Source organism: Micromonospora sp. NPDC050495 (assembly GCF_040655175.1).
Classification (GTDB): Bacteria; Actinomycetota; Actinomycetes; order Mycobacteriales; family Micromonosporaceae; genus Micromonospora.
Window position 1 is genome coordinate 25,208 of record NZ_JBFAJK010000018.1, and the last position, 22,702, is coordinate 47,909.

20 protein-coding genes are annotated in these 22,702 nt (G+C 74.3%); 9 read left to right on the plus strand and 11 right to left on the minus strand.

Annotated features, from left to right (window positions below; all coding sequences use genetic code 11):
• Positions 1 to 21: 21 nt before the first annotated feature.
• From AB0I11_RS18930 to AB0I11_RS18955, 6 genes are all read right to left on the minus strand, one after another.
• Positions 22 to 942: an NADP-dependent oxidoreductase gene (locus AB0I11_RS18930; RefSeq protein ID WP_357321637.1), complete on the minus strand. Its 921-nt coding sequence runs from the start codon at positions 940 to 942 to the stop codon at positions 22 to 24.
• A gap of 34 nt (positions 943 to 976) precedes the next feature.
• On the minus strand, positions 977 to 1,480 hold the full coding sequence (locus tag AB0I11_RS18935) for a DUF2231 domain-containing protein (protein ID WP_357321641.1): 504 nt from the start codon (positions 1,478 to 1,480) through the stop codon (positions 977 to 979).
• A gap of 73 nt (positions 1,481 to 1,553) precedes the next feature.
• Positions 1,554 to 3,701, minus strand: coding sequence for a glycogen debranching N-terminal domain-containing protein (locus AB0I11_RS18940; protein WP_357321644.1), 2,148 nt, complete (start codon positions 3,699 to 3,701; stop codon positions 1,554 to 1,556).
• A gap of 107 nt (positions 3,702 to 3,808) precedes the next feature.
• Positions 3,809 to 7,006 (minus strand): penicillin acylase family protein, encoded by a 3,198-nt coding sequence (locus AB0I11_RS18945; RefSeq protein WP_357321648.1) that lies wholly within the window; start codon positions 7,004 to 7,006, stop codon positions 3,809 to 3,811.
• A gap of 230 nt (positions 7,007 to 7,236) precedes the next feature.
• Positions 7,237 to 7,650 (minus strand): VOC family protein, encoded by a 414-nt coding sequence (locus tag AB0I11_RS18950; RefSeq protein ID WP_357321652.1) that lies wholly within the window; start codon positions 7,648 to 7,650, stop codon positions 7,237 to 7,239.
• Between the two features lie 152 nt (positions 7,651 to 7,802).
• Complete coding sequence (locus AB0I11_RS18955) at positions 7,803 to 8,936, minus strand: N-acetylmuramoyl-L-alanine amidase (protein WP_357321655.1); 1,134 nt, start codon at positions 8,934 to 8,936, stop codon at positions 7,803 to 7,805.
• A gap of 326 nt (positions 8,937 to 9,262) precedes the next feature.
• Here AB0I11_RS18955 and AB0I11_RS18960 point away from each other — a divergent pair, with 326 nt between their 5' ends.
• Genes AB0I11_RS18960 through AB0I11_RS18970 form a run of 3 tightly spaced genes read left to right on the plus strand, consistent with a single transcriptional unit; the run spans position 9,263 to position 13,482 of the window.
• Positions 9,263 to 10,585 (plus strand): NAD(P)/FAD-dependent oxidoreductase, encoded by a 1,323-nt coding sequence (locus AB0I11_RS18960; RefSeq protein WP_357321658.1) that lies wholly within the window; start codon positions 9,263 to 9,265, stop codon positions 10,583 to 10,585.
• Entirely contained in the window at positions 10,573 to 11,622 is a 1,050-nt protein-coding gene (locus tag AB0I11_RS18965; RefSeq protein ID WP_357321661.1) for a glucose 1-dehydrogenase, read from the plus strand. The genes AB0I11_RS18960 and AB0I11_RS18965 overlap by 13 nt, the downstream gene beginning before the upstream one ends.
• 12 nt (positions 11,623 to 11,634) lie before the next feature.
• Positions 11,635 to 13,482 carry a glycoside hydrolase family 15 protein gene (locus AB0I11_RS18970; protein ID WP_357321664.1) on the plus strand — a complete coding sequence of 616 codons (1,848 nt, stop codon included), beginning with the start codon at positions 11,635 to 11,637 and terminating at the stop codon, positions 13,480 to 13,482.
• Between the two features lie 95 nt (positions 13,483 to 13,577).
• Here AB0I11_RS18970 and AB0I11_RS18975 read toward each other — a convergent pair whose 3' ends face one another.
• On the minus strand, positions 13,578 to 13,751 hold the full coding sequence (locus AB0I11_RS18975; protein WP_357321667.1) for a hypothetical protein: 174 nt from the start codon (positions 13,749 to 13,751) through the stop codon (positions 13,578 to 13,580).
• 104 nt (positions 13,752 to 13,855) lie between these two features.
• Positions 13,856 to 14,359, minus strand: coding sequence for a MarR family transcriptional regulator (locus AB0I11_RS18980; RefSeq protein WP_357321670.1), 504 nt, complete (start codon positions 14,357 to 14,359; stop codon positions 13,856 to 13,858).
• A 134-nt stretch (positions 14,360 to 14,493) separates the two neighbouring features.
• Between AB0I11_RS18980 and AB0I11_RS18985 the strand changes: the two genes are divergently transcribed.
• From AB0I11_RS18985 to AB0I11_RS18995, 3 genes are read left to right on the plus strand one after another with little or no spacing between them, the layout of a single operon-like run.
• Complete coding sequence (locus AB0I11_RS18985; RefSeq protein ID WP_357321674.1) at positions 14,494 to 15,378, plus strand: SPFH domain-containing protein; 885 nt, start codon at positions 14,494 to 14,496, stop codon at positions 15,376 to 15,378.
• Positions 15,379 to 15,420: 42 nt separating this feature from the next.
• Complete coding sequence (locus AB0I11_RS18990) at positions 15,421 to 15,768, plus strand: PadR family transcriptional regulator (protein WP_357321677.1); 348 nt, start codon at positions 15,421 to 15,423, stop codon at positions 15,766 to 15,768.
• On the plus strand, positions 15,765 to 16,850 hold the full coding sequence (locus AB0I11_RS18995) for a hypothetical protein (RefSeq protein WP_357321680.1): 1,086 nt from the start codon (positions 15,765 to 15,767) through the stop codon (positions 16,848 to 16,850). The genes AB0I11_RS18990 and AB0I11_RS18995 overlap by 4 nt, the downstream gene beginning before the upstream one ends.
• A gap of 22 nt (positions 16,851 to 16,872) precedes the next feature.
• Here AB0I11_RS18995 and AB0I11_RS19000 read toward each other — a convergent pair whose 3' ends face one another.
• From AB0I11_RS19000 to shbA, 3 genes are read right to left on the minus strand one after another with little or no spacing between them, the layout of a single operon-like run.
• A complete protein-coding gene (locus AB0I11_RS19000; RefSeq protein ID WP_357321684.1) occupies positions 16,873 to 18,483 on the minus strand; it encodes an ATP-binding protein in 1,611 nt (536 codons plus the stop codon).
• 46 nt (positions 18,484 to 18,529) lie between these two features.
• A complete protein-coding gene (locus AB0I11_RS19005; protein WP_357321687.1) occupies positions 18,530 to 19,402 on the minus strand; it encodes an anti-sigma-D factor RsdA in 873 nt (290 codons plus the stop codon).
• Positions 19,399 to 19,977 carry an RNA polymerase sigma factor ShbA gene (gene shbA, locus AB0I11_RS19010; protein WP_357321690.1) on the minus strand — a complete coding sequence of 193 codons (579 nt, stop codon included), beginning with the start codon at positions 19,975 to 19,977 and terminating at the stop codon, positions 19,399 to 19,401. The genes AB0I11_RS19005 and shbA overlap by 4 nt, the downstream gene beginning before the upstream one ends.
• Positions 19,978 to 20,141: 164 nt before the next feature.
• Here shbA and AB0I11_RS19015 point away from each other — a divergent pair, with 164 nt between their 5' ends.
• From AB0I11_RS19015 to AB0I11_RS19025, 3 genes are read left to right on the plus strand one after another with little or no spacing between them, the layout of a single operon-like run.
• Positions 20,142 to 21,125, plus strand: a complete 984-nt coding sequence (locus AB0I11_RS19015; RefSeq protein WP_357321695.1) for an ABC transporter ATP-binding protein — start codon at positions 20,142 to 20,144, stop codon at positions 21,123 to 21,125.
• 17 nt (positions 21,126 to 21,142) lie between these two features.
• A complete protein-coding gene (locus tag AB0I11_RS19020) occupies positions 21,143 to 21,892 on the plus strand; it encodes an ABC transporter permease (RefSeq protein ID WP_357321918.1) in 750 nt (249 codons plus the stop codon).
• 1 nt (position 21,893) lies between these two features.
• Entirely contained in the window at positions 21,894 to 22,697 is an 804-nt protein-coding gene (locus AB0I11_RS19025) for an ABC transporter permease (protein WP_357321698.1), read from the plus strand.
• Positions 22,698 to 22,702: the final 5 nt, after the last annotated feature.

The window sequence follows — 22,702 nt, forward strand, 5'->3', positions numbered from 1 at the left end:
GGGTGGTGGTGACCAGGGCGGTCAGGGGATGTCGACGGCCAGCTTGCCCAGCGAGCCCCGGAAGTCGGCCAGCGCGCGCGGCACCTCGGCCAGGGGGTAGCGCCGCTCGACCGGCACCCGGATCCGGCCGGCGACCACGTCGGCGGCGAGCCGGTCCAGCGTTCCCGGGGTCGGCTGGCCCAGCACGGAGGTGGCGGCCGGGTGCTGCTCCGGGCCGAAACCGATGGTGGACGCGAGTCGACCGTCCGGGGCGAGCAGGCCGGCGAGCTGGTTGCCGTCGCCGGCCAGGTGCAGCACCGCGGACACCCCGTCCGGGGCCACCGCCCGGACCTGGCCGGCCAGGTCGCCGGTGTGGTCGACCACGTCGCCGGCGCCCAGCTCGCGGACGAAGTCGGCGGCCGCGCCGGCGCGGGCCGTGGCGATCACCCGGGCCCCGGCGGCGCGCGCGTACTGGATCGCGAACGCCCCGACGCCGCCGGTGGCCCCGGAGATGAGCACGGTGTCGCCGGGCCCGGGGGCGACCGCCGCCAGCGCGTCCAGCGCGGTGGCGCCGGCCAGCCCGAGCGCGCCCGCGTCGACCGGGTCGAGTCCGTCCGGGCGGCGGGTGACGGCGTACCCGGCGTCGACGGTCAGGTACTCGGCCCACGCGCCGTCGCCGAGGTAGGAGCGCATGACCACGCCGAACACCGGGTCACCGACCCGCAGCGGGCCGGTGCCCTCGCCCATCGCCTCGACCTCGCCGGCGAAGTCCTTGCCCAGCACCACCGGGAACCGGTACTCCATCGAGCCGCGCATCATCCCGGCGGCCGCCTTCTGGTCGAAGCCGTTGACCGAGGAGGCGCGCACCCGGATGAGCACCTCGCCCGGGCCGGGAGTGGGCCGCGCCACGTCGTCGCGCGGCGCCGGGGCCGCCCCCTCGGCGTCCAGTGTGATCGCCCGCATCGGCGTCTCCTCTCGTCGCTGCGACCGGTGGTGTTCAGACGCCGCGGGTGCGGGGCCGGCCGGCGGAGTGGCGCAACGAGCTGGGCGCGTTCACGCCCGCCCCGTCGCTCACGCTCATGCCCAGCCGTTCCACCAGCTCACCGCCGAGCCAGCCGGTGAACCCGGCCAGGATGACGCCGGCGAAGCTGCAGATCAGCGCCCCCGCGTTCGGGTCCCAGTTGTCGGCGCCCCGGCGCAGCAGCCAGCTCACCGCGAACAGCACCAGCACCACCACGTTGCCGAGGCCGTGCACCGCGCCGACCCGTTTCGCCCGGGTGCCGGCCGGGATGGCGGACCAGTCGATCAGGCCGAACACCGCCGCCACCAGCCCGCCGATGATGCCGGCGGCGATCGTGTACGCGGCGGAGATCTGGAACCCCGCCCGGTCGGTGATCAGGTAGAGAATGTCGAAGATCACCGAGGTGGCGAGCAAACCCAGCGGAAACACGATCAGGATGGGATGGATCCCGTGTCCCATCGCCCGCGCGCGACTCTCCATGCCGGTCCTCCTGTTCTCGGCCCCAGGCCGGGCCCGGGTTCCCCGCTTCGGCCGAATCACACCTGCGGAACGCTCAGCGGTGGCCGGGACCGGGAATGGCCTGGCGCGAGGCGCGCCGGACCACCACCAGCCGGTCGCCGCGGGCGCGCACCGAGATGCCTCCGCCGCGCCGGCGTCGCACCGTCAGGTCGACCGTCGCCCGGCCCACCCGTAGCCCTTCCAGCCGCAGGTCGGGCAGCCAGTCGGGCAGGTGCGGGTCGACGAGGACGGTGCGCAGCGGCGCGGCCGGGCGCAGCGCCAGCAGCGCCTGGACCAGGGCGACCACCGCGCTGGCCGACCAGGCCTGCGGCGAGCACGAGTCCGGGTAGACCCCCGGGTGGGGATGGTCCGCGTCGCGGGGCAGCCCGCTGAGCACCTCGGGCAGCCGGTGCTCGGTGAACAGCCCCGCCGCCGAGAACATCCCCTCGGCCAGCCGGTGCAGCTGCGGCCAGCAGCCGTACCGGGCCAGCCCGAGACCGATGGTGCCCGCCTCCACCGGCCACACGCTGCCCCGGTGGTAGCTGAACGGGTTGTACGCCGGGTGGTCGGCCGAGAGCGTACGGACGCCCCAGCCGCTGAACATGTCCGGGGCGAGGAGCCGCTCGGCCACCCGCGCGGCGGCCCGCTCCGGCACGATCCCGGTGGCCAGCAGGTGCCCGTCGTTGGAGTTGGTCGAGCGCACCGGCCGCTTGTCCGGTCCGAGCGCCATCGCGTAGCAGCCCCGCTCGGGCAGCCAGTACGCCTGGTGGAAGCGGCGGCGCAGCGCCCGCGCCCGGGCCAGCAGGGCGGCGCCCCGGGCCGGGTGGCCGGTGAGCGTGAACACCACCGCCGCGTGCCGCAGGCCCGCGTACCAGTAGCCCTGCAGCTCACTGGTGGCGATCGGGTTGGGCACCACCTGCCCGTGCTCGTCGACGATCGCGGTGTCGGAGTCCTTCCAGCCCTGGTTCTTCAACCCGGCCCGGGACCGGCAGTGGTACTCCAGGAACCCGTCGCCGTCGGGGTCGCCGTACCGCTCGATCCAGCCGAGCGCGCGCCGGGCGGTGGGCAGCAGCTCCCGGACCGTCTCCAGGTCGCCGGTCCAGGCCAGGAACTGGCCGAGGAAGACCAGGAAGTCCGGCGCGGTCGACCAGTCGCCGTAGTAGCGGTCGAACGGGTTGAGCCCGAGCACGGAGACCGGCCCCTGCCGGGCCTCGTGCAGCGGCTTGCCCGGTTCCTCGTCGCGCCAGTCGTCCAGCCGCCGGCCGAGGTGCGCGGCGTTGAGTCGCAGGCTGTCGGCCAGCATGGTGGGCCCGGCCAGCAGCGCCTGCCAGGACGAGGTCATCGTGTCCCGGCCGAAGATCTCCTGGTAGATGGGGAGCCCGGCGATCGGCGCGGTGGGTCCGGCCGGCTCGCCGAGCGGCAGCACGGACAGGTCGGCCACCGCGCACCGCCAGGCCGCCGTGACGTCGAAGTTGCTGCTGTGCAGCCGGGTGAGTTCCCCGGCCAGCCGGGCGCGGGCCCGCGCGGCCGGGTCGCCCGGCTCGTCGTAACCGGCGTCCGGGGCGGGCAGCCGCTCGCCGTCGAAGACCGGTTCCACCAGCACGTCCACCCGGGCGCTGCCGCCCGGCGGCACGGTGAGGTCGACGGCGAAGGTGCCGCCGGCGTAGCCGACCGGGGCGTCGCCGGTCACCCGGACCGCCACCGCCCGGTCCAGATCGTCGCGCCGGTAGGTCAGGCGCAGCTCGCCCGCCGCCGGGTCCCAGCCGGCGTCGACGGCGCCGCGCTGCAACCGCCGGCCGGTCTCGGCCTCGCTGGTGTCGGCGAAGTCCGCCTCGACCGCCAGCCGCAGCGGGAAGCTCATCGGGCCGTCGGCGTAGCTGACCACGGTGAGCCGGGTGCGCAGCCCCGGCCCGACGAACCGCTCGATCAGCAGGTACGCGGCCCGCGACGGCAGCTGCTCCCGGTCGCCCAGCTCGGCGTAGGACAGCTGGGCGTGGCCGCGTACGTTGGCCGTGCTGAACGGCACCGGCGGAAGGCCGGCGACCTCGATCCGCTCGCGGCTGAGCACCCGGGTGTTGCGGGCGAAGAAGCCCTGCGGGTCGGTGCCGCCGATCCGGCCCCGCACGTCGGTGACCAGCGTGCTCCACCCGCTCGCCACGTAGAGCACGTCGGGTCGGACGCGCTGGTTTTGGACGCGGACCATCGGGCCGGCTGTACCCCTTACCGCCGCGGGTACACCCCGCCCGGGGGGCCGGCCGGCGGTGCTGGTCCGCCAGCCGGCCCGATCGGGTCGGGTCAGGTCAGGTCAGGTCATCGGGCGTAGGCCTCCAACTCGTAGAGCGAGAAGCCGTACGAGGTGGCCCGCTTCACCCCGTACATCCGCAGGTAGCGGGCGCTGACCGGGGCGAAGGTCAGGTTGTCGACCCCGCCGTTGCCGGCGGTGGTGCTGAACACCGGCTGCCAGGTCGTGCCGTCCCCGGAGACCTCGATCCGGTACGCGCTGCCGTACGCGCTCTCCCAGCGCAGCACCACCCGGCCGACGGTGCGGGCGGCGCCCAGATCGACCCGCAGCCACTGGTTGTCGTTGTAGCTGCTGCCCCACCGGCTGCCCAGGCTGCCGTCGACCGCCTTGGCGGGGGTGTAGCTGGTGAGGAACTGGGTGCTCGACGCGGTGGCGGGCCGCCCCTGGGCCAGGTTGGTGACGTCGTCGCCCCGGCGCGCCGGGAAGGAGACGACCTGCTGGTAGGTGGGGCGGTTCTGCCAGGCGATCAGCGGGTGGGTGATGCCGCCGAGCCCGGACTGGGCGATGGTGTCGGCGCACCACTGGTCGCCGGCCCCGCAGTGTGAGTCGCCCGGGTAGACCGTGCTGGCCGGCAGCGCCGCGGCCTGGCCGAGGGCGCCGAGCAGGGCCTGCCGGCAGGCGCTCAGGCTGCCGTTGCCGCAGTACGTGCGCCCGAGACCGCCGGCCGCCGGGTCGCCGAGCACGGCCCGGATGTCCTTGTCGACGTAGCCCCACCAGCCGTACTGGAACGCGGAGCCCTTGTGCGGCTGGCCCTGTGCCGCCCAGACGGCGGCGCCGTCGCGGCCCCCGTTCTGGCCGCCGGAGGGCGCCTCGTTGACCTCGATGGCGTCGACGAGGGCGGCGTAGAGGTCGCCGCCGAGGCCGGGGCGGAACTGCGCGGCGGCCAGCAGCGGCCACCAGGCGTCGAAGATCCGGATCGCGTCGGCGTGCTGGTACACCTTCGACCCGGCGGCCGTCTCCACCCGCTTGGCGCCGGCCCGCTGCCAGGCCTGCAGCGTGGCGACCGCGTCGGCCTGGGCCGGGTCGGTGACCGGCTGGCTGGTCAGCACCCGCAGCAGGTTGCCGAGCACCTCCTGACCGCGCAGGTCGGTGACGGCCGCGTCGGCCATGATCCGGACCACCCCGGCCCGGTCCAGCTTGCCCTGGGCGAGCGCCGCGCGTACCCGGCCGTCGAGCAGGTCGGCGCGGTGCACCGCGCCGTAGCTGAAGTTGCCGTCCGCGGCGCCGTAGTCCCGGGCCTGCTTGTTGTTCCAGCTGACGTAGTAGTCCTGGTTCACCGACTGCGGGTGGGCGCCGGTCGGGGTGTAGCTCGCGGTGTTCGTGTCCGGGTTCCAGCCCTGCCACTCGTAGGCCGCCTCGGCCCGGGTGGGCAGGCTCGGGTCGGCGCCGGCCGGGCGCACCGGGTTGCTGCCGGAGTTGTAGTACGCCGCCTCGGTGGAGTTGACGTAGAACCAGTTGAACGCGTAGCCGACGTTGGCGGCGGACTGCTGGAACGCCGCCGCGGAGCCCATCGCGGCCGGGTCGTTGTAGGCCTGGAAGCCGATCGCCGAGTCCGCCTCGTGCCGGTAGGTGGAGCGCAGCTTGGTGAAGGCGGTCGGCTGCCCGTTCACCGTGCCCCGGTACGCCACCAGGCCGTACCGGGTGCGCAGCGCCCGCAGCGTGTACGAACCGGCCGGGGTCGAGTCGGCCAGGGTGGGCGACCAGGAGTTGGTGTGCTCCAGCACCTCCATGGCCACGCACTGGCCGTGGTAGAGGTAGCGGTTGGACTGCAGCGTCGGGGCGCTGCCGTCGGTGGTGCACAGCGGCACCGCGTACGTGTCGGTGAGGTCCTGGCTGGCCGAGGTGGCGCTCCAGGCGTAGTCCTGGCCGCGGCCGAGCAGCACGTAGAGGTTCAGGCCGGCGAAGGCGGCGCCTCGGGCGCTGACGCCGGGGCCCTGCAACTCCTGGAGCATCAGCAGCTGCGGGGCGAAGTAGCCGGTCTGCGGGCCGAACACGGCTACCGGGTTGCCGCTGGTGGTGTGCCGTCCGGAGATCACCACGGCGTTGGACATGCCGTGCGCCTTCAGGCTGGCCAGCCCGCTGAGCAGCCCGTCGGTGCTGCCGCCGGTGCTCTTCGCGGCGGTGGCGCCGGCGGACCCGGTGCCGTTGTAGACCTGCGGTTCGGCCACCACGGTGCCGGCGTCCGGCAGCGCCACACCGGGCGCGTTGTCCGGGGCGCCACCGTACGGGAAGCTCTGCCCGTCGTGGAGGGTGAGCACGGTCTCCGGGTCGTTCTGCTGCCGGAACGCCCGCCAGACCTGGTCGCCCGTGGTGGTGCCGAACTTGGCGCGGGCGGCGATCCGGACCAGCGCGGACTGGATCTCCGATCCGCCGCCGCCACCGAAGAGCCCGCCGACGACCCCGGCCGTGGCGATCAGGTCGGTCATCGTGAAGTGCGTCGGCTTGCCGTTGCCGGTCAGCACGTACTCGCCCGGGTAGTTGTCGTCGGCGATCGACTTGTCGATGTAGGCGTTGACGCCGGCGATGTAGTCGATGACGTCGGTGTAGAGCTGCTGGCCCCGGGTGCCCTTCTGGCGCAGCGCGTCGGCCTGGGCCTGGAGGTCGGCCTCGGTGTAGGGGGAGTTGGCCCAGATGCTCTGCTCCAGGTCGCGGTTGCCGGGCGCGCCGCCGGCGAAGGAGGTGAGGGTGCCCCGGCCGGCGTGCCGGAGCAGGTCCATCACCCAGAGCCGGTCCTGGGCGCCGGCGTAGCCGGCCCCGAACATGGTGCCGGAGCGGGTGGTGCCGGTGACGTGCGGTACGCCGGTGGCCTTGTCCCGCACGATGGTGACGTCCGAGCGGGGCTGGATCCGGCTCTCCACCTGGGCGTCGGGCACGCCGAACGAGGCGTCGTTGTAGAACTGGGCGATCTGCTCGTCGGTCAGCCCGGCGTAGTTGTAGACCAGGTTCGCGTACTCGTCGAGCTGGTCGCTGGAGTGCGCGGGCCGGGTGCCGAGGGCCTGGTGGGCCAGGATCCCGGCGAGGGTGGCGTTGCCGTTCTCGCCCGGCGGCAGGATGTCGGCGCACTGGCCGAGGCAGTAGTCGTTGGGGGCGAAGGTGGTGGCGGCGAGGGCCGGTGACGGTGGGACGACCGTCAGGACGCTCGCCGCGGCGGTGAGGGCCGCGGTCAGCGCGGCGATCCGGGTGCGGGTGGTGGCGGGACGGGGCATGCGGATTCCTCCGGGGTGCGGAGTCGGGCCGGTGGTCGCGCCCGGCTGCCGCTGTGCCGACGTCTCGCCCTCCGCGCCCGGGCGTCATACCCGGAGGTGAGAGTGACTCATATCTACCTGCCGGTAATGATTGATCGAGTTCCATGCCCCGGGATAGGTGCTGTTCACCACGCGCCAATGCCGACCTATCGCCTGGATTGGGACGCGCGGCCATCGTCCGCGGAGGCAGGTCAGGCCGGGGGTGACGCGATGTTGACCATCCAGCCGATGCCGAACCGGTCCACGCACATGCCGAACTCGTCGCCCCACATCTGCTTCTCCAGCGGCACCGTGACGGTGCCGCCCTCGGCGAGCCGCGCCCAGTAGCCGCGCAGCTCGTCGGCGTCGTCCCCGCTGAGGCTGATCGCGATGTTGGTGCCCGGACGGTATTCCATCTCCGGCGGGGTGTCGGAGGCCATCAGGGTGAACCCCCGGTCGGTCTCCAGCATGGCGTGCATGACCTGGTCGGCCACCGCCGGCTCCGGGTTGCCGAACTCGCCGAACGTGCTCACGGCCAGGTTGCCGCCGAACACGTCCCGGTAGAACTCCATGGCCTGCCGTGCGTTGTCGCGGAAGCTGAGGTACGGGTTGAGCCGAGACGCCATCGTGCGACCCTCCTTCGTGGTGGACGAGGGTCATGGTCGCAGTCGGGTGCGCCGGCGACAACGAAGCGTGACGGCGAGTCGCCCGGCGGGCCGGGCCGGACGCGGTGGGACGGCGCCGTTGCCGCCCCACCGCTCTCCCCGCCGGTGCGGCGTCAGTGCTTCTGGAACGACTGCCGCACCACACCCCCCACCAGGGCACACCAGGTGGTGGTGTTGACCTTGCCGTGGGCCGGCAGACCGTGCAGGCGCTGCAGGTCCTGGAGGGCCTTCTTGGTCACCCAGTCGTACTCGCCGGTGACCGCGACGTCGGCGTAACCCTTGGAGTTGAGCATGAACTGCACCGCGCTCACCGGGATGCCGGTGGCGTCCCGGTCCAGCTCCGGGGCGAGGGTCTCCCAGGTCGGCGCGGTGAGCGTCGCGTCGATGTCGACCGGGATGTTGTTCCTCGCCTGCCAGTCCTGCACCGCCGCGACGGTGGCCGCGTCGAAGACGCCGGTCACCGGGACGGCGTAACCGCGGAAGGTGAGCAGGTACTGGGCGACCCGCACCACCGGGCCGCCGACGAACCGCCAGATGTCCGGCCAGCGGCGGGCCGGCACGTCGGCCAGGTCGGTGCCGAGCTCGGCGAAGACCCGGCGGCGCAGCGCCGGGAACTCCCGGTAGAACATCGCGCCCGGGCACTGGGTGGCCCGGAAGTCCCAGTGGCCGAAGATGTCGTGGGCGTGCAGCCCGTACTGCCGGCAGACCGCGGTGCAGAGCGTGACCAGCGAGTCGAGCAGCGCCTGCGGCGGCGTCTCGGTGACGTAGGTGCCCTCGTTCTCGATGCCGATGGCGCGGCCGTTCTCGCCGGGGCAGTGCGCCGAGATCATCTGCCGGTCGCCGGCCTGCAGCCGCTCCAGGCTGCCGTGCCGGCCCTCCAGCACGTGCCCGCCCCGGCTGACCGTGAAGTGCTGGCCGGTGTCGGACCAGCCGTTGCCGTCCATGTGCAGGTCCTGGCAGTCCCGCGCCAGCTGCTTGGCGTGCTCCTCGGAGTAGTCCGTGACGTTCGGGAACGCCATGTGGTGCACGATGATCTTGTTGGTGGCGATCGCGCTGATCGACAGCGGGTCGGCCGGCGGGCGGGCGCCCCATTCGTCGCAGCTGATGATCCAGTCGAGGTCCGCGCCCGGGTCGGCCTGCGCGGCGGCCGGGAAGGCGAGTTCGCTCCCGACGACCGCGACCGCGGCGGCGCCGAAGCCGGCCCGCAGCAGGGTACGGCGGTCCAGCTCGGGATGGTCGAAGTGCATGTCAGCTCCTTTGTGGCCGGCCGGGCGGCCCACGACGGCACGCGGCAGGGGCGGCGGCCCGTCCCGGGCGCCCTGAAAAGGACCTCCAGGAGTGGCGCGTGTTGTGGAGGATATTGCCAAGACGGTTCGAGGTCCAGAGGGTGCGCCGGATCGATGCGGACGGTGTGCAGTGGAGGGTCGACCCCCAGGGCCGCCACCCCGGCCGCCCGGCCCGCCCCGGCGCTGAAGATTGCACTATGCAAATAATCTCGCCGGGCCCCGGTTTCCCCACCCCCGGCCCGGGTAGCGACCTCTGTGGCGCACCCCCCACGGTCAGGAGGCCCCCCATGACACGACCGCACGTCGTCATCGTCGGCGCGGGCTTCGCCGGCTTCCACGCCGCGCGCCGGCTGTCCCGCCTCGCCCGCGGCCGCGCCGACATCACCGTGGTGAACCCCACCGACTACTTCCTCTACCTGCCGCTGCTGCCCGAGGTGACCGGCGGCGTCCTGGACCCGCGGCACGTCGCGGCGCCGCTGGCCGGGGCGCTGCCCGGCGTCCGGCTGGTGCTGGGTGAGGTCGACGAACTCGACGTCGCACGCCGCCAGGTCGGCTACCGGAACCCCACCGGGAGACGCGACCGGCTGGGCTACGACCGCCTCGTGCTCGCCGCGGGCAGTGTCAACAAGCTGCTGCCGATCCCCGGCGTCGCCGACCACGCGCACGGCTTCCGCGGCATCCCGGAGGCGCTGTACCTGCGCGACCACCTGGTCCGTCAGCTCGAACTCGCCGACGCCACCGAGGACCGGGCGGAGCGGGCCGCCCGCTGCACCTTCGTGGTCGTCGGCGCCGGCTACACCGGCACCGAGGTCGCCGCTCAGGGGCAGCTGCTCACCGGTGACCTGGCCCGCCGCCACCCCCGGCTGGCCGACGTGCCGATCCGCTGGCTGCTGCTCGACACCGCCGACCAGGTGCTGCCCGGCATGCCGCCCCGGCTCTCCGGCACCGCCGCTCGGGTGCTTCGGGAACGCGGCGTCGAGGTCGTCCTCGGCGTCTCGGTGGCGGAGGCCACCGCCACCGGTGTCCGGCTCACCGACGGTCGCAGCCTGGCCACCCACTCGCTCATCTGGTGCGTCGGGGTACGCCCCGACCCCCTCGTCGAGGCCACCGGCCTGCCGCGGGAGCACGGCCGGCTGACGGTGGACGAGTACCTGGCCGTACCGGCGCACCCGGAGATCCTGGCCTGCGGCGACGCCGCCGCCGTGCCCGACCCGCAGCACCCGGGCCGCGCCACGCCGATGACCGCGCAGCACGCCGTACGCCAGGGTCGGCTCGCCGCCGACAACATCGCGGCCGACTACGGCACCGGCCGCCGGCGCCCGTACCGGCACCGGGACCTCGGCTTCGTGGTCGACCTGGGCGGCTGGCAGGCGGCCGCCGCGCCGCTGCAGGTACCCCTGTCCGGGGTCCTCGCCCGGGCGGTGACCCGCGGCTACCACCTGGCCGCGCTCCCCGCCGGCCGCGCCCGGGTGGCCACCGACTGGCTGCTCAACGCGCTGGGCTCCCGCCCGGCCGTCAGCCTCGACCTGGTACCCGCAGCGGCCGTGCCGCTGGAGACCGGCACCCCGGAGACCGTCCAACCCGCAGAGGAGGCGAGGTGCGCGCCCTGACCGTCGTCCCCCAGCACGCCGACACCGCCGCCCTGACCGACCTGCCTGACCTCCGCCCCGACGACGGGGAACTGCTGGTCGAGGGGATCGCGGTGGGCATCTGCGGCACCGACAGAGAGATCGTCCAGGGCCGGTACGGTTGGCCGCCGCCCGGCCACGACCGGCTGGTGCTCGGCCACGAGTCCCTCGGCCGGGTCCGTCACGCCCCGCCCGGTGGCGACTTCACCGCGGGGGACCTCGTGGTCGGCGTGGTCCGCCGGCCAGACCCGGTGCCCTGTGGGGCGTGCGCCAGGGGCGAGTTCGACATGTGCCGCAACGGCCGCTACACCGAACGCGGCATCAAGGAACTGCCCGGCTACGGCAGCGAACTGTGGACCGTCGAAACCGACTACGCGGTCCGGCTCGACCCGAAGCTGGAGCGGGTCGGCATGCTGATGGAGCCCGCCAGCGTGGTCGCCAAGGCCTGGGAGCAGGTCGACCGCGTCGGTGCCCGCTCCTGGTACGAGCCGCGTACCGCGCTGGTCACCGGCGCCGGGCCGATCGGCCTCCTGGCCGCCCTGCTCGGCGTGCAGCGGGGCCTCGACGTGCACGTGCTCGACCTGGCCGACGATGGACCGAAGCCGGCCGCGGTGTCCGCGCTCGGCGCGACCTACCACAGCCGGCCCGTCGCCGAGGTCACCGACCAGCTCCACCCCGACGTCGTCATCGAGGCCACCGGCGTCGGCCGGGTGGTCGTCGACGCGATGGGCGGCACGGCGGCGTACGGGATCGTCTGCCTGACCGGCGTGTCCCCGGCCGGCCGGACCATCCCGGTGGACGCGGGCGCCACCAACCGGGAGCTCGTCCTGGAGAACGACGTGGTGGTCGGCTCGGTGAACGCGAACCTGCGGCACTACGCGGTCGCCGCCGACGCCCTGGCCGCCGCCGACCCGGACTGGCTGGCCGGCCTGATCACCCGCCGGGTGCCGCTCGGCCGCTTCGCCGAGGCGCTCACCGCGCGGCCGGACGACATCAAGGTCGTTCTCACCCTCGACTGAGAGGAGGGCGGGATGCCCCGCCGGATCGAGGACTACGCGCTGATCGGCGACCTGCACACGGCCGCGCTGGTGGCCCGGGACGGGTCGATCGACTGGCTCTGCCTGCCCCGGTTCGACTCGCCCGCCTGCTTCGCCGCCCTGCTCGACGACGACGAGGCGGGGTGCTGGCGGCTGGCCCCGGCCGCCGGCGGTCCGGCCACCCGCCGCCGCTACCGCGACGGCACCCTGCTGCTGGAGTCCGAGTGGGACACCCCGGACGGCAGCGTCCGAGTGGTGGACCTGATGCCGCCGCGCGACCGGGCGACCCAGGTGATCCGGATCGTCGAAGGGCTGTCCGGACGGGTGCCGATGCGGATGGAGTTGCGGCTGCGCTTCGACTACGGCCACGTGGTGCCGTGGGTCCGCCGGCACGGCCGGGACCTCGGCGCGATCGCGGGGCCGGACGCGGCCTGGCTGAGCACCGACGTGCCGCTGCACGGCGCGGACCGGTCCAGGCCGTCGGGCGGGACGGACCGGTCCACCGTGGCCGACTTCATGGTGGCGGCGGGGGAGCGGGTGCCGTTCGTGCTCACCTGGCAACTGTCCCACCTGCCCCGGCCCACCCCGGTCGATCCCGAGACCGCGCTCGCCGACACCGAGCGGTACTGGCGGACCTGGATCGCCCGGTGCGACTACCACGGGCGCTGGCCGGACGCGGTGCGGCGGGCCCTGATCACCCTCAAGGCGCTCACCTACGCCCCGACGGGAGGCATCCTCGCGGCGGGCACCACCTCGCTGCCCGAGCAGTTGGGTGGCCCGCGCAACTGGGACTACCGGTACTGCTGGCTGCGCGACGCCACGTTCGCCCTGCAGGCCCTGCTCGGCACGGGCTACGTCGCCGAGGCCAGGGCGTGGCGGGAGTGGCTGCTGCGCGCCGTCGCCGGCGACCCCGCCGACCTGCAGATCATGTACGCCCTGGACGGCACCCGCCGGATTCCCGAGCTGACCCTCGACTGGCTCGACGGGTACGCCGGCTCCCGGCCGGTGCGGATCGGCAACGCCGCCGCCGACCAGTTGCAACTGGACGTGTGGGGCGAGGTGCTCGACGGACTGCAGCTCAGCCGCGAGGCCGGTATCGCCGCCACCGAGGAGGCGTGGGACCTGCAACGCGCCCTGCTGGACTTCCTGGAGGGCAACTGGCGTCGGCCCGACAACGGCCTCTGGGAGGTCCGCGGACCCCGGCGGCACTTCGTCCACTCCAAGGTGATGGCCTGGGCCGGGTTCGACCGGGCGGTGACCGCCGTCGAACGGTACGGCCTGAACGGACCGGTGGACCGGTGGCGAGCCCAGCGGGACGCCGTGCACGCCGAGGTCTGCGCCCGCGGCTTCGACCCGGACCGGAACACCTTCACCCAGTTCTACGGCTCGCGCGGGCTGGATGCCGCGCTGCTGCTCATTCCCCGGGTGGGCTTCCTGCCGTGGTCCGACCCGCGGGTGGTCGGCACGGTGGCGGCGATTCGCCGCGAGCTCTGCGTCGACGGCTTCCTGCTCCGTTACCGGCCCGAGCGCGACGGAAACGTCGACGGCCTGCCCGGCGGCGAGGGCGCCTTCCTCGCCTGCACCTTCTGGCTGGTCGACGCCCTGCACAACACCGGCCGCGTCGGTGCGGCGGAGGAGCTCTTCAGCCGGCTGCTCGACCTCCGCAACGACGTCGGCCTGCTCAGCGAGGAGTACGACCCGGTGGCCGGCCGGCAGCTCGGCAACACGCCGCAGGCGTTCAGCCTGGTCGGGCTGGTCAACTCGGCACGCCAGCTCAGCGGGGCCAGCACCCGTACCTCGGCGTCCCGCGCGGAGCAGCGTACGCCGGCCGGGCGGGGGTAGCGTCGCACGGGCTGGCGGCTGAGGGCGGGGCCACCGTCCCGGAACCGGCCGGTCCGACGGGTGAGGGCGCCACCGGGCACCGCGGGCGGTCGGTGTCAGCCGTGGGCCGGGTCCTGGCGGGCGTGGGTCAGCCCTTCGGCGATGCCCTCGATCGTCTGGACCAGGTAGTCGAAGTCGGGCACCGCGACCCGCTCCGCGCGCTCGTGCAGGTTCGCCCTGGTGACCGTGTCGTCGATCCGGGCCACCTCGTGTCGTCCGTCGCGTTCCATGACTGCCTCCCTCAGGCGGGCGACGCTGCGATGACAGCGCCGTCAGGCCGCTCGGTGCACAAACCAATCATTGCACCGTGCAACCGTTCCCGCCAGGATGACTGTCAGGCGTCGACGGGTGCCTCCTCGTCCCGCCCGGCGAAGCCGAGCCACCACTCCTGCTCGGGCACCTCGCCCGCGGCGGCGGCGAACGCGGCGAGCGCCTCGGTCACCGCCGGCTGCCAGCAGTCCGCCGTGGCCGCGACGATCCGGGACAGTTCCTCCCGGCGGCGCCGGATCACCTCCGCCACGAGCCGCTGCCCGGCCGGGGTGACGCGCAGCCGGACCACCCTCCGGTCGGCGGTGGAGCGGGTGCGGCGGATCAGGCCCTTGCGGATGAGCCGGTCGCACATCCGGGTCCCGGTCGACGGGGCGACCTGCAGCTCCGCCGAGACGTCCGCCGCGCGCTGCGGGCCCCGGGTCGCCAGCACGACCAGCGCCCGGAACTGCGGCAGGGTGACGTCGGCGTCCAGGTCGGCGAGGGACCGGGCGGCCAGCCCGACGAAGGCCCGGCTGGCGGCCATCAGCGCCTCGACGGCCCGCTCGGCGTCCGGAGCAGGTGGTGGCATGCCGACCATCATCGCAGTCCGCCCGGACTGCGGCCGTCGTCGGGACCGGCGGCGCGCGCGGGCCGCAGGCGTGCGGCGCCGCGGAACGGGTACGCGCGGCGCCGGAGGCGGGCGCCTCCGGGATCGAGGGGACCATGGGAGCCGCCGTCGCCATCACGCTGGTCGTCATCGCCGCGCTCGTCGTGCTGGTGCTGTCGTCGAGCGTCCGGCTGGTGCAGCAGTACCAGCGGGGCGTGGTGTTCCGCTTCGGCCGGGTGCTGGACCGCATCCGGCAGCCCGGGCTTCAGCTGATCATTCCGGTCGCCGACCGGATGGTCCGGGTGAGCATGCAGACGACGGTGATCGGGGTGCCGGCGCAGGGCGTCATCACCCGGGACAACGTCACCCTCACCGTCGACGCGGTGGTCTACTACCGGGTGGTCGATCCGGTGAAGGTGCTGGTCAACGTCCGCGACTATTCCTCGGCGGTGCTCCAGGTGGCACAGACCGCGCTGCGCTCGGTGGTCGGCAAGGCCGACCTGGACACCCTGCTGCGCGACCGGGACCGGATCAACGCCGAGCTGAAGGCCGTCATCGACGCGCCCACCGAGAAGCCCTGGGGCCTGCTCATCGAGCGGGTCGAGGTGAAGGACGTGGCGCTGCCCGAGGGGATGAAGCGGTCGATGTCCCGCCAGGCCGAGGCGGAACGGGAACGCCGGGCCCGGGTGATCGCGGCGGACGGCGAGTACCAGGCGTCGCGGCGGCTCGCCGACGCCTCCCGGGCGATGGCGGACACGCCCGGGGCGTACCAGCTGCGGCTGCTGCAGACGGTGGTGGACGTGGCCGCGGAGAAGAACAGCACCCTGGTCATGCCGTTCCCGGTGGAGCTGCTGCGCTTCTTCGACGAGGTCGCCGGCGGCGGCCGTGGGCGGTCGGCCGCCACCGAATCGGGCCGGCGTCAGGAGCCGTCCCCGCTCGGCCCGGTGACCGGGAACGTGGCGGCGGCCGCCGAGGGGGACGGGCACCGGGGCGGCGGGTAGCGGGGACGTGCATATACCGTTTGCCGGTATATGCTGTCCGCCATGGCCGACAGTCCACTCCGGGAACCCACCTTCCTGATCCTCACCGCGCTGGCCGAGACGCCCCAGCACGGCTACGCCGTCATCGAGGACGTGCTGCGCATCTCCGACGGCCGGGTCCGGCTGCGCGCCGGCACCCTCTACGCCGTCCTCGACCGGCTCCGCGCCGACGGCCTCATCGAGGTCGACCGGGAGGAGATCGTCCAGTCCCGACTGCGGCGCTACTACCGGCTCAGCGCGCTCGGCGCGACCCGGCTCGCGGCCGAGGTCGACCGGCTGCGCCGGCACGCCGACGCCGCCGGTGCGCGGCTGCGCCGCGCCCGCCTGCTCGCCGGGGGAGGGGCGGCGTGAGCGCGGACCGGCTCGAACGCCGCTACCGCCGGCTGCTCGCCTGCTACCCCTGGGAACACCGGCGGACGTACGAGGAGGAGATGCTCGCCGTGCTCCTGGCCGGCGCCCGGCCCGGCCAGACCCGCCCCGACCTCGCCGACGCGGCCAACCTGATCGGCGGCGGCCTGCGGGCCCGGCTGCGGGTCGGCGCCCGGGGCCTCACCGAGCCGGCCTGGGCCGACGCCGCGGCCGCCACCGGCGTGCTGGTGGCGCTGGTCCTCTGCGCCGCCGCCACCAAGGGCCTGCTCGACCAGGCCCTGCCGGCCCCGTCGCTGCCCCCGCCGTACCCGGCGGCCGGACCGGACCCGGTGGACTGGCTGCGGGTCGCCGGCTGGGCGGCCGTCGCGCTCGCCGCGCTGGTCGGGCTGCGCCGGCTCGCCGCCGGACTGGCCTGGGCCGGGGTCGCCGGATGGCTGGTGCTGGTCGGGCCGGCCGTGGCCGACCAGCAGACGTACGTGGTGGACACCCTGCCCCAGTTCGCGCTCGCCCTCGTGGCGGCCGCCGCGCTCACCGTCCCCGCCCCACCCCGCCGGGCGGTGGCGGTGCTCGGCCCGGCCCGCCTGGTGGCGCTGGTGCTCGCGCCCCTGTCGGTGACGGCCCTGCTCGAACTGAACCGGGTCAACCGGCCGGGCTTCACCGAGAGCCCCGGGACGGGCTCGTTCGTGCGCCTGTCGGCGGACATCGACCTGGAGGCCGGCACCTCGCCCGTGCTGTGGCTCTACGTCGCCGGGCTCGCCGCCGCCGGACTGGCCGTCCTGGCCGCCCTGGCCACGCTCGCCCCGCCGGTGCGCCGGCGGGTCGCCGTCCTGCTCAGCCCGGTGGCCGCGCTGGCCCTGGTGATCGAGAACGCGCTGTCCGGCTGGGTGACCTCGACCGCGCACATGGGACACCTGATCCCGCTGGTGCCGGCGCAGTGGGCGGTGCTGGTGCTGGCGCCCCTGGTGACCTTCCTGGCCGGGGTGCTGCTGGTCCGCCGCCGGGAGGAGACCCTGCGGATGATCGAACTCGGGCGGGCAGTCGACCGGGAACGGCCGGCACCGTAGCCACCGCCGGTGGCCCCGCCGGTCAGACCGGGGCCACCGGCGCCGGCTCGCCGGCCTGCGCCGGCACGCTCACCGGCGCCGCCGGCTTCGGCAGCGTGAAGACGAACCGGGCCCCCTCGGCGTACCCGTCGTCCAGGCGCAGCGTGCCGCCGTGGTACTCGACGATCTTCTTGCAGATCGCCAGCCCGATCCCGGTGCCGTCGTACGTGCCCCGGGGGTGCAGCCGCTGGAAGATCAGGAAGATCTTGTCGGCGTACCGCGGCTCGATGCCGATGCCGTTGTCGGCCACCGCGAACGTCCAGCCGGCCTCCTCCTCGGCCACCTCCACCCGGATCCGGGGCACCCGGCCGGGGCGGCGGAACTTCACCGCGTTGCCGAGCAGGTTCTGCCACAGCATGGTCAGCAGGGTGGGATCGCCGTGCACCACCGGCAGCGGACCCGCGACCACCACCTCCGCGCCCGCCTCGGCGATCGGCCCGGACAGGTTCGACTCCGCCTGCGCCAGCAGCTCGGCCAGGTCCACCTCCCGGTCGTCGCTGTACACCCGGCCGATCCGGGAGAACGCCAGCAGGTCGTTGATCAGGTTCTGCATGCGGGTCGCCCCGTCCACCGCGTACCCGATGTACTGGCGGGCCCGATCGTCGAGCTGCTCGCCGTAGCGGCGCTGGAGCATCTGGCAGAACGACGCCACCTTGCGCAGCGGCTCCTGCAGGTCGTGCGAGGCCACGTAGGCGAACTGCTCCAGGTCCTCGTTGGACCGGCGCAGCTCGGCGGCCTGCTCCTCCAGCGCGTCCCGGTGCCGCCGGCTGGTCTTCAACGCGTCGACCACGCGTTGCCGCATGGTCTCGACGTCCTCGGTGAGCCGGGCGATGTCGGCCGGCCCCTCGGCGGTGAGCCGGTGGTCGAAGTCGCCGCCGGCGACCCGGCGCACCGAGGCGCCCAGCCGGCTCAGCGGGCGCAGCACGGTCACCCGGACCAGCGCCGCGATGACCACGCTGGACAACAGCAGCGTCGCCAGGATCGACACGAAGAGCAGGTCGCGCAGCGCGCGGGCGTCGTCCAGGTCGGTCCGCCCGGCCTGCACCCGGTCCAGCCGGGCCTCCAGCGTGGTCAGCGCGCGGCGGGCGACGTCGAAGGCGAGCCGGCCCTGCTCTTCCACCGGGGCGAGCTCCGACGGGGTGGCCCCGGCCTGTCGGGCCGCGATGAGCCGGGTGGGGTAGTCGGCCCGCCAGCGGTCGGCGAGGACGAGCGCGGCGTCCAGTTCCCGGCGCGCCGCTGGCTCGTCGGCGAGCAGCTCCCGGGCCCGCTGCGCGGTCACCCGCTCGGTCGCCACCCCCTGGTCGTACGGGCCCAGCAGCTCGGGGTTGCCGATGATCACATACCCGCGCACCGCCGCCACCTGCTCCAGCAGGCCGCTCTCCAGCCGGCTCACCGCCGTGCGGGCCGGGGAGATCCGGTCCGCCAACCGGTTGGAGACCGCGGCGGTGTGCGACAGCGCCACCGCGCCCACTCCGCCGCCGGTGAGCACCAGGACGGTCATGGCGAGCATCATCACGCTCAGTCGCCGGCTCATCGTCATCCGCGACCGGCGGCCCTCGGGGGCGCCTCCAGCCGCCGTCGCTGCGCTGCTCACGGCAGCACAGTAACGGAGTGCCGGGCGGGTCGCCGGAAGGCGTCGCTCAGCCGAGCAGGCCGCTGGTGGGCAGCGGCAGCCCCGGCAGCAGCGGCGACAGGCTGGGCACCGGCAGCGGCGGAAGCGGGAGCGTCGGCAGCGGCAGCCCGGGCAGTAGTCCGCCCCCGTCGGACGCGGAGGAGGTGGGCGCGGGGGAGGTGGCCGGCCGGGACTGCCGCGGCGACGGCGAGGGCGCGGGGCGCGGGGCGGACGGCCCGGTGGTCGGCGAGACCGACGGAACCGCCGGCGTGGCGACGCTGGGGGCGGGCGCCGGCGGCGGGGCCGACGCCGCGGCGAGGTCCCGGGCGAGCGCGTCAAGCTCGGCGCGCAGCCGGGCCGCCGTGGCCGGATCGGTGACGTCGGCGAGTTCCCGCCCGGCCCGGTCGATCAGATCCCGGGCCTCGTCGAGGCGCCCGGCGTCCCACGCGGCCCGGGCCTGGGCGATCAGCGCCTCGACGTCGCGCACCTCGGCCCGCTGCGGGTACAGCACCTTGGTCAGCGACCACAGCGGACCACCCGGCTCGGCGCTGCGGCTGGCCACACCGAGCCCGCCGGCCAGGGCGAGCAGGGCGACCCCGGCCGCCGCGAGGCGTACCGCCCGGCGGGGGCGACGGGCCGGCAGCGGCGTCACCGTCGCGTCAAGGGACTCCGCCGGGTCGGTCTCCGCGTCCGCCGGGTCGGCCTCCGCGTCCGGCGCGGCCGGCCGCAGCGGCGGCGCCTCGTCGGCGACGTCGGCGTGCCAGGCGGCGAGCATGGCCGCGAGGTCGTCGCCGGCCGGGGCCGGCTCACCCCGCCCGAGGGCGTCGAGCAGCAGGTCGTCGCGGGCGAGGACGTCCAGGTCCATCGCCTCGTCACCCCCGCCCGCCATCCGCTCGCTCACGCCGCCACCTCGTCCAGGGAACCCTCGGCCAGGGTACGGAGCCGGGCCAGCGCCCGGGACTGGGCCATCCGGACGGCGGCGGCGCTCATCCCGACGATGGTGCCCACCTCGTCGGCGGACAGGCCCACCGCCACGCGCAGCAGGATGATCTCCCGCTGGACGTCGGGCAGCCGCCCCAGCAGCGCCGACAGGCGTCGGGCCAGGTCGGTGGAGACCGCCTGCTGCTCCGGCCCCGGCGCGGCGTCGGCCCGCTCCAGCGGCGCGTCGGTGGCGGTGACCGTCGCGTCCCGGACGGCGGCGCGATGGGCGTCGGCGACCTTGTGGGCGGCGATGCCGTACACGAAGGCAGCGAACGGCACCCCCTGCTCCCGGTAGCGGGGCAGCGCGTGCAGCACCGCCACGCACACCTCCTGGGCGACGTCGTCGGCGGTCGTGTACGCGCCGCCGACCCGCCCCAGCCGGGCCCGGCAGTAGCGGACCAGCCCGGGGCGGACATCGGTGAGCAGCGCCTCGGTCGCCGCAGGGTCGCCCGCGGCGGCCCGGCGGACGAGCTCTGACTCGATCGCTGTCGTCATGGCGTTCGCGAGACACCCTCAATGCCGGCCCGTTTCTCGGCACGCTATCGGCACCCGGCCGGCTTTGCCTAGCTCGCCGACTGTCCGACCCGGGTCACGGAAAGTAGTTGTTGCGTCTGCGCGCCCCAGCCCGATGTCCCGGATGAGAGACGAAGGGAGGGGCGATGGGCGTCGAAGTGGCGGTCCGCGGGCTCACCAAGTCGTTCGGCGGGCATCCGGTGTGGTCGGACATCAGCCTGACCCTGCCCGCCGGGGAGATCTCCGTCCTGTTGGGACCCTCCGGCACCGGCAAGTCGGTGTTCCTCAAGACCCTCGTCGGGCTGCTCCGGCCCGAGCGCGGTTCGGTCCTCATCGCCGGGAAGGACCTGCCCCGGCTCTCCGAGCGGGAGCTGTACGAGGTACGCAAGCTCTTCGGTGTGCTGTTCCAGGACGGCGCCCTGTTCGGCTCGATGACCATCTACGACAACGTGGCGTTCCCGCTGCGTGAGCACACCCGCCGGACCGAGGCCGAGATCCGGGCCGTGGTCACCGAGAAGCTGGACATGGTCGGCCTCGTCGGCGCCGAGCAGAAACTGCCCGGGGAGATCTCCGGCGGGATGCGCAAGCGGGCCGGCCTGGCCCGGGCCCTGGTGCTCGATCCCCAGATCATCCTCTTCGACGAGCCGGACTCCGGGCTCGACCCGGTCCGCACCGCCTACCTCAACCAGCTCATCATCGACCTCAACCAGCGCACCGAGGCGACCTTCCTGATCGTCACCCACGACATCAACACCGCCCGCACGGTGCCGGACAACATCGGCCTGATCTACCACGGCCACCTCGCCATGTTCGGGCCCCGGGAGATGCTGCTGTCCAGCACCGAACCCGTGGTCCGGCAGTTCCTCAACGCCCAGCGGATCGGGCCGATCGGGATGGCCGAGGAGAAGGACGCGGAGGAGCTGGCCGCCGAGGCGCAGGCCGGGGTGGAACTCCCGCCGCTGCCGCCCATCCCGCCGCAGCTGCCCCCGTCGAACGGGCAGCCCCGGCGGGCCGAACGCCCGCCCGGGCAGTGGTGCCGCGAGCACGGCGTCGCCCCGCCGCCCGGCTCCTTCGACGACCGGTGGGACGACGACCGGTCCACCGTCGAGCTGCCGGAGGTGGTCTCGTGAGCGCGCCCGTGGCCGCCCTGCGGACCTCCGGCGAGTTCGTCGCGTTCTGCCTGGACACCCTGCGCGGGCTGGTCCGGCGGCCGGTGCAGGTGCGCGAGTTCGTGCAGCAGGCGTGGTTCATCAGCTCGGTGTCGATCCTGCCCGCCGCGCTGGTGTCGATCCCGTTCGGCGCGGTCATCGCGCTGCAGCTCGGCTCGCTGGTCCGCCAGCTCGGCGCGCAGTCGTTCACCGGCGCCGCGTCGGTGCTCGCCGTGGTCCGGGAGGCCGGGCCGATCGTCACCGCGCTGATCATCGCCGGCGCCGGCGGCTCGGCGATCTGCGCCGACCTGGGCGCCCGGAAGATCCGCGAGGAACTGGACGCCATGCAGGTGCTCGGCATCGACCCGATCCAGCGCCTCGTGGTGCCCCGGGTGCTCGCCGCGATGCTGGTCGCCGTGCTGCTCAACGGGCTGGTCAGCGTCGTCGGGGTGACGGGCGGCTACGCGTTCAACGTGATCCTGCAGGGCGGCACCCCCGGGGCGTACGTGGCCAGCTTCCAGGCCCTCGGGCAGCTGCCCGACCTGCTGGTGGGGGAGGTGAAGGCGCTGCTGTTCGGGGCCGCCGCCGCGCTGGTCGCCAGCTACCAGGGAATGACCGCCAAGGGCGGGCCGAAGGGCGTCGGCGACGCGGTCAACCGCAGCGTGGTCATCACCTTCATGCTGCTGTTCGCGCTGAACTTCGTGGTCACGGCCGTGTACTTCCAGGTCGTCCCGCAGAAGGGGAGCTGACATGACCGTGCTGCGCCACCTCGACGACCTCGGCGGCCAGCTCGCCTTCCATCTGCGCGCCCTGGCCTGGGCTCCGCGCACCCTGCGCCGCTACCGGCGCGAAGTGCTCCGGCTGCTCGCCGAGGTCAGCTTCGGCACCGGCGCCCTCGCGGTGTTCGGCGGCACCGTCGGCGTCATCTGCTTCCTCACCTTCTTCACCGGCACCGAGGTCGGCCTCCAGGGCTACCAGGCGCTCGACCAGCTCGGCAGCAGCGCGTTCAGCGGCTTCATCTCCGCGTACTTCAACACCCGGGAGATCTCCCCGCTGGTGGCCGCGCTGGCCCTCTCCGCCACCGTGGGCTGCGGGTTCACCGCCCAGCTCGGCGCCATGCGCATCGCCGAGGAAGTGGACGCCCTGGAGGTGATGGGCGTGCCGTCGCTGCCGTTCCTGGTCACCACCCGGATGATCGCCGGCTTCATCGCGGTCGTCCCGCTGTACGTGCTCGGCCTGCTCGCCAGCTACCTGGCCACCCGCACCATCGCGGTGGGCTACTACGGACAGTCCGCCGGCACCTACGACTACTACTTCCACCTGTTCCTGCCCCCCGGCGACGTGCTCTGGTCCTTCGCCAAGGTGCTGGTCTTCAGCGTCATCGTCGTGCTGGTGCACTGCTGGTACGGCTACACCGCGCAGGGTGGCCCGGCCGCCGTCGGCGTCGCCGTCGGGCGGGCCGTCCGCACCGCCATCGTCGCGGTCAACGTCGTCGACTTCTTCCTGTCGCTGGCCATCTGGGGCGCCACCACCACCGTCCGGATCGCGGGGTGACGGCC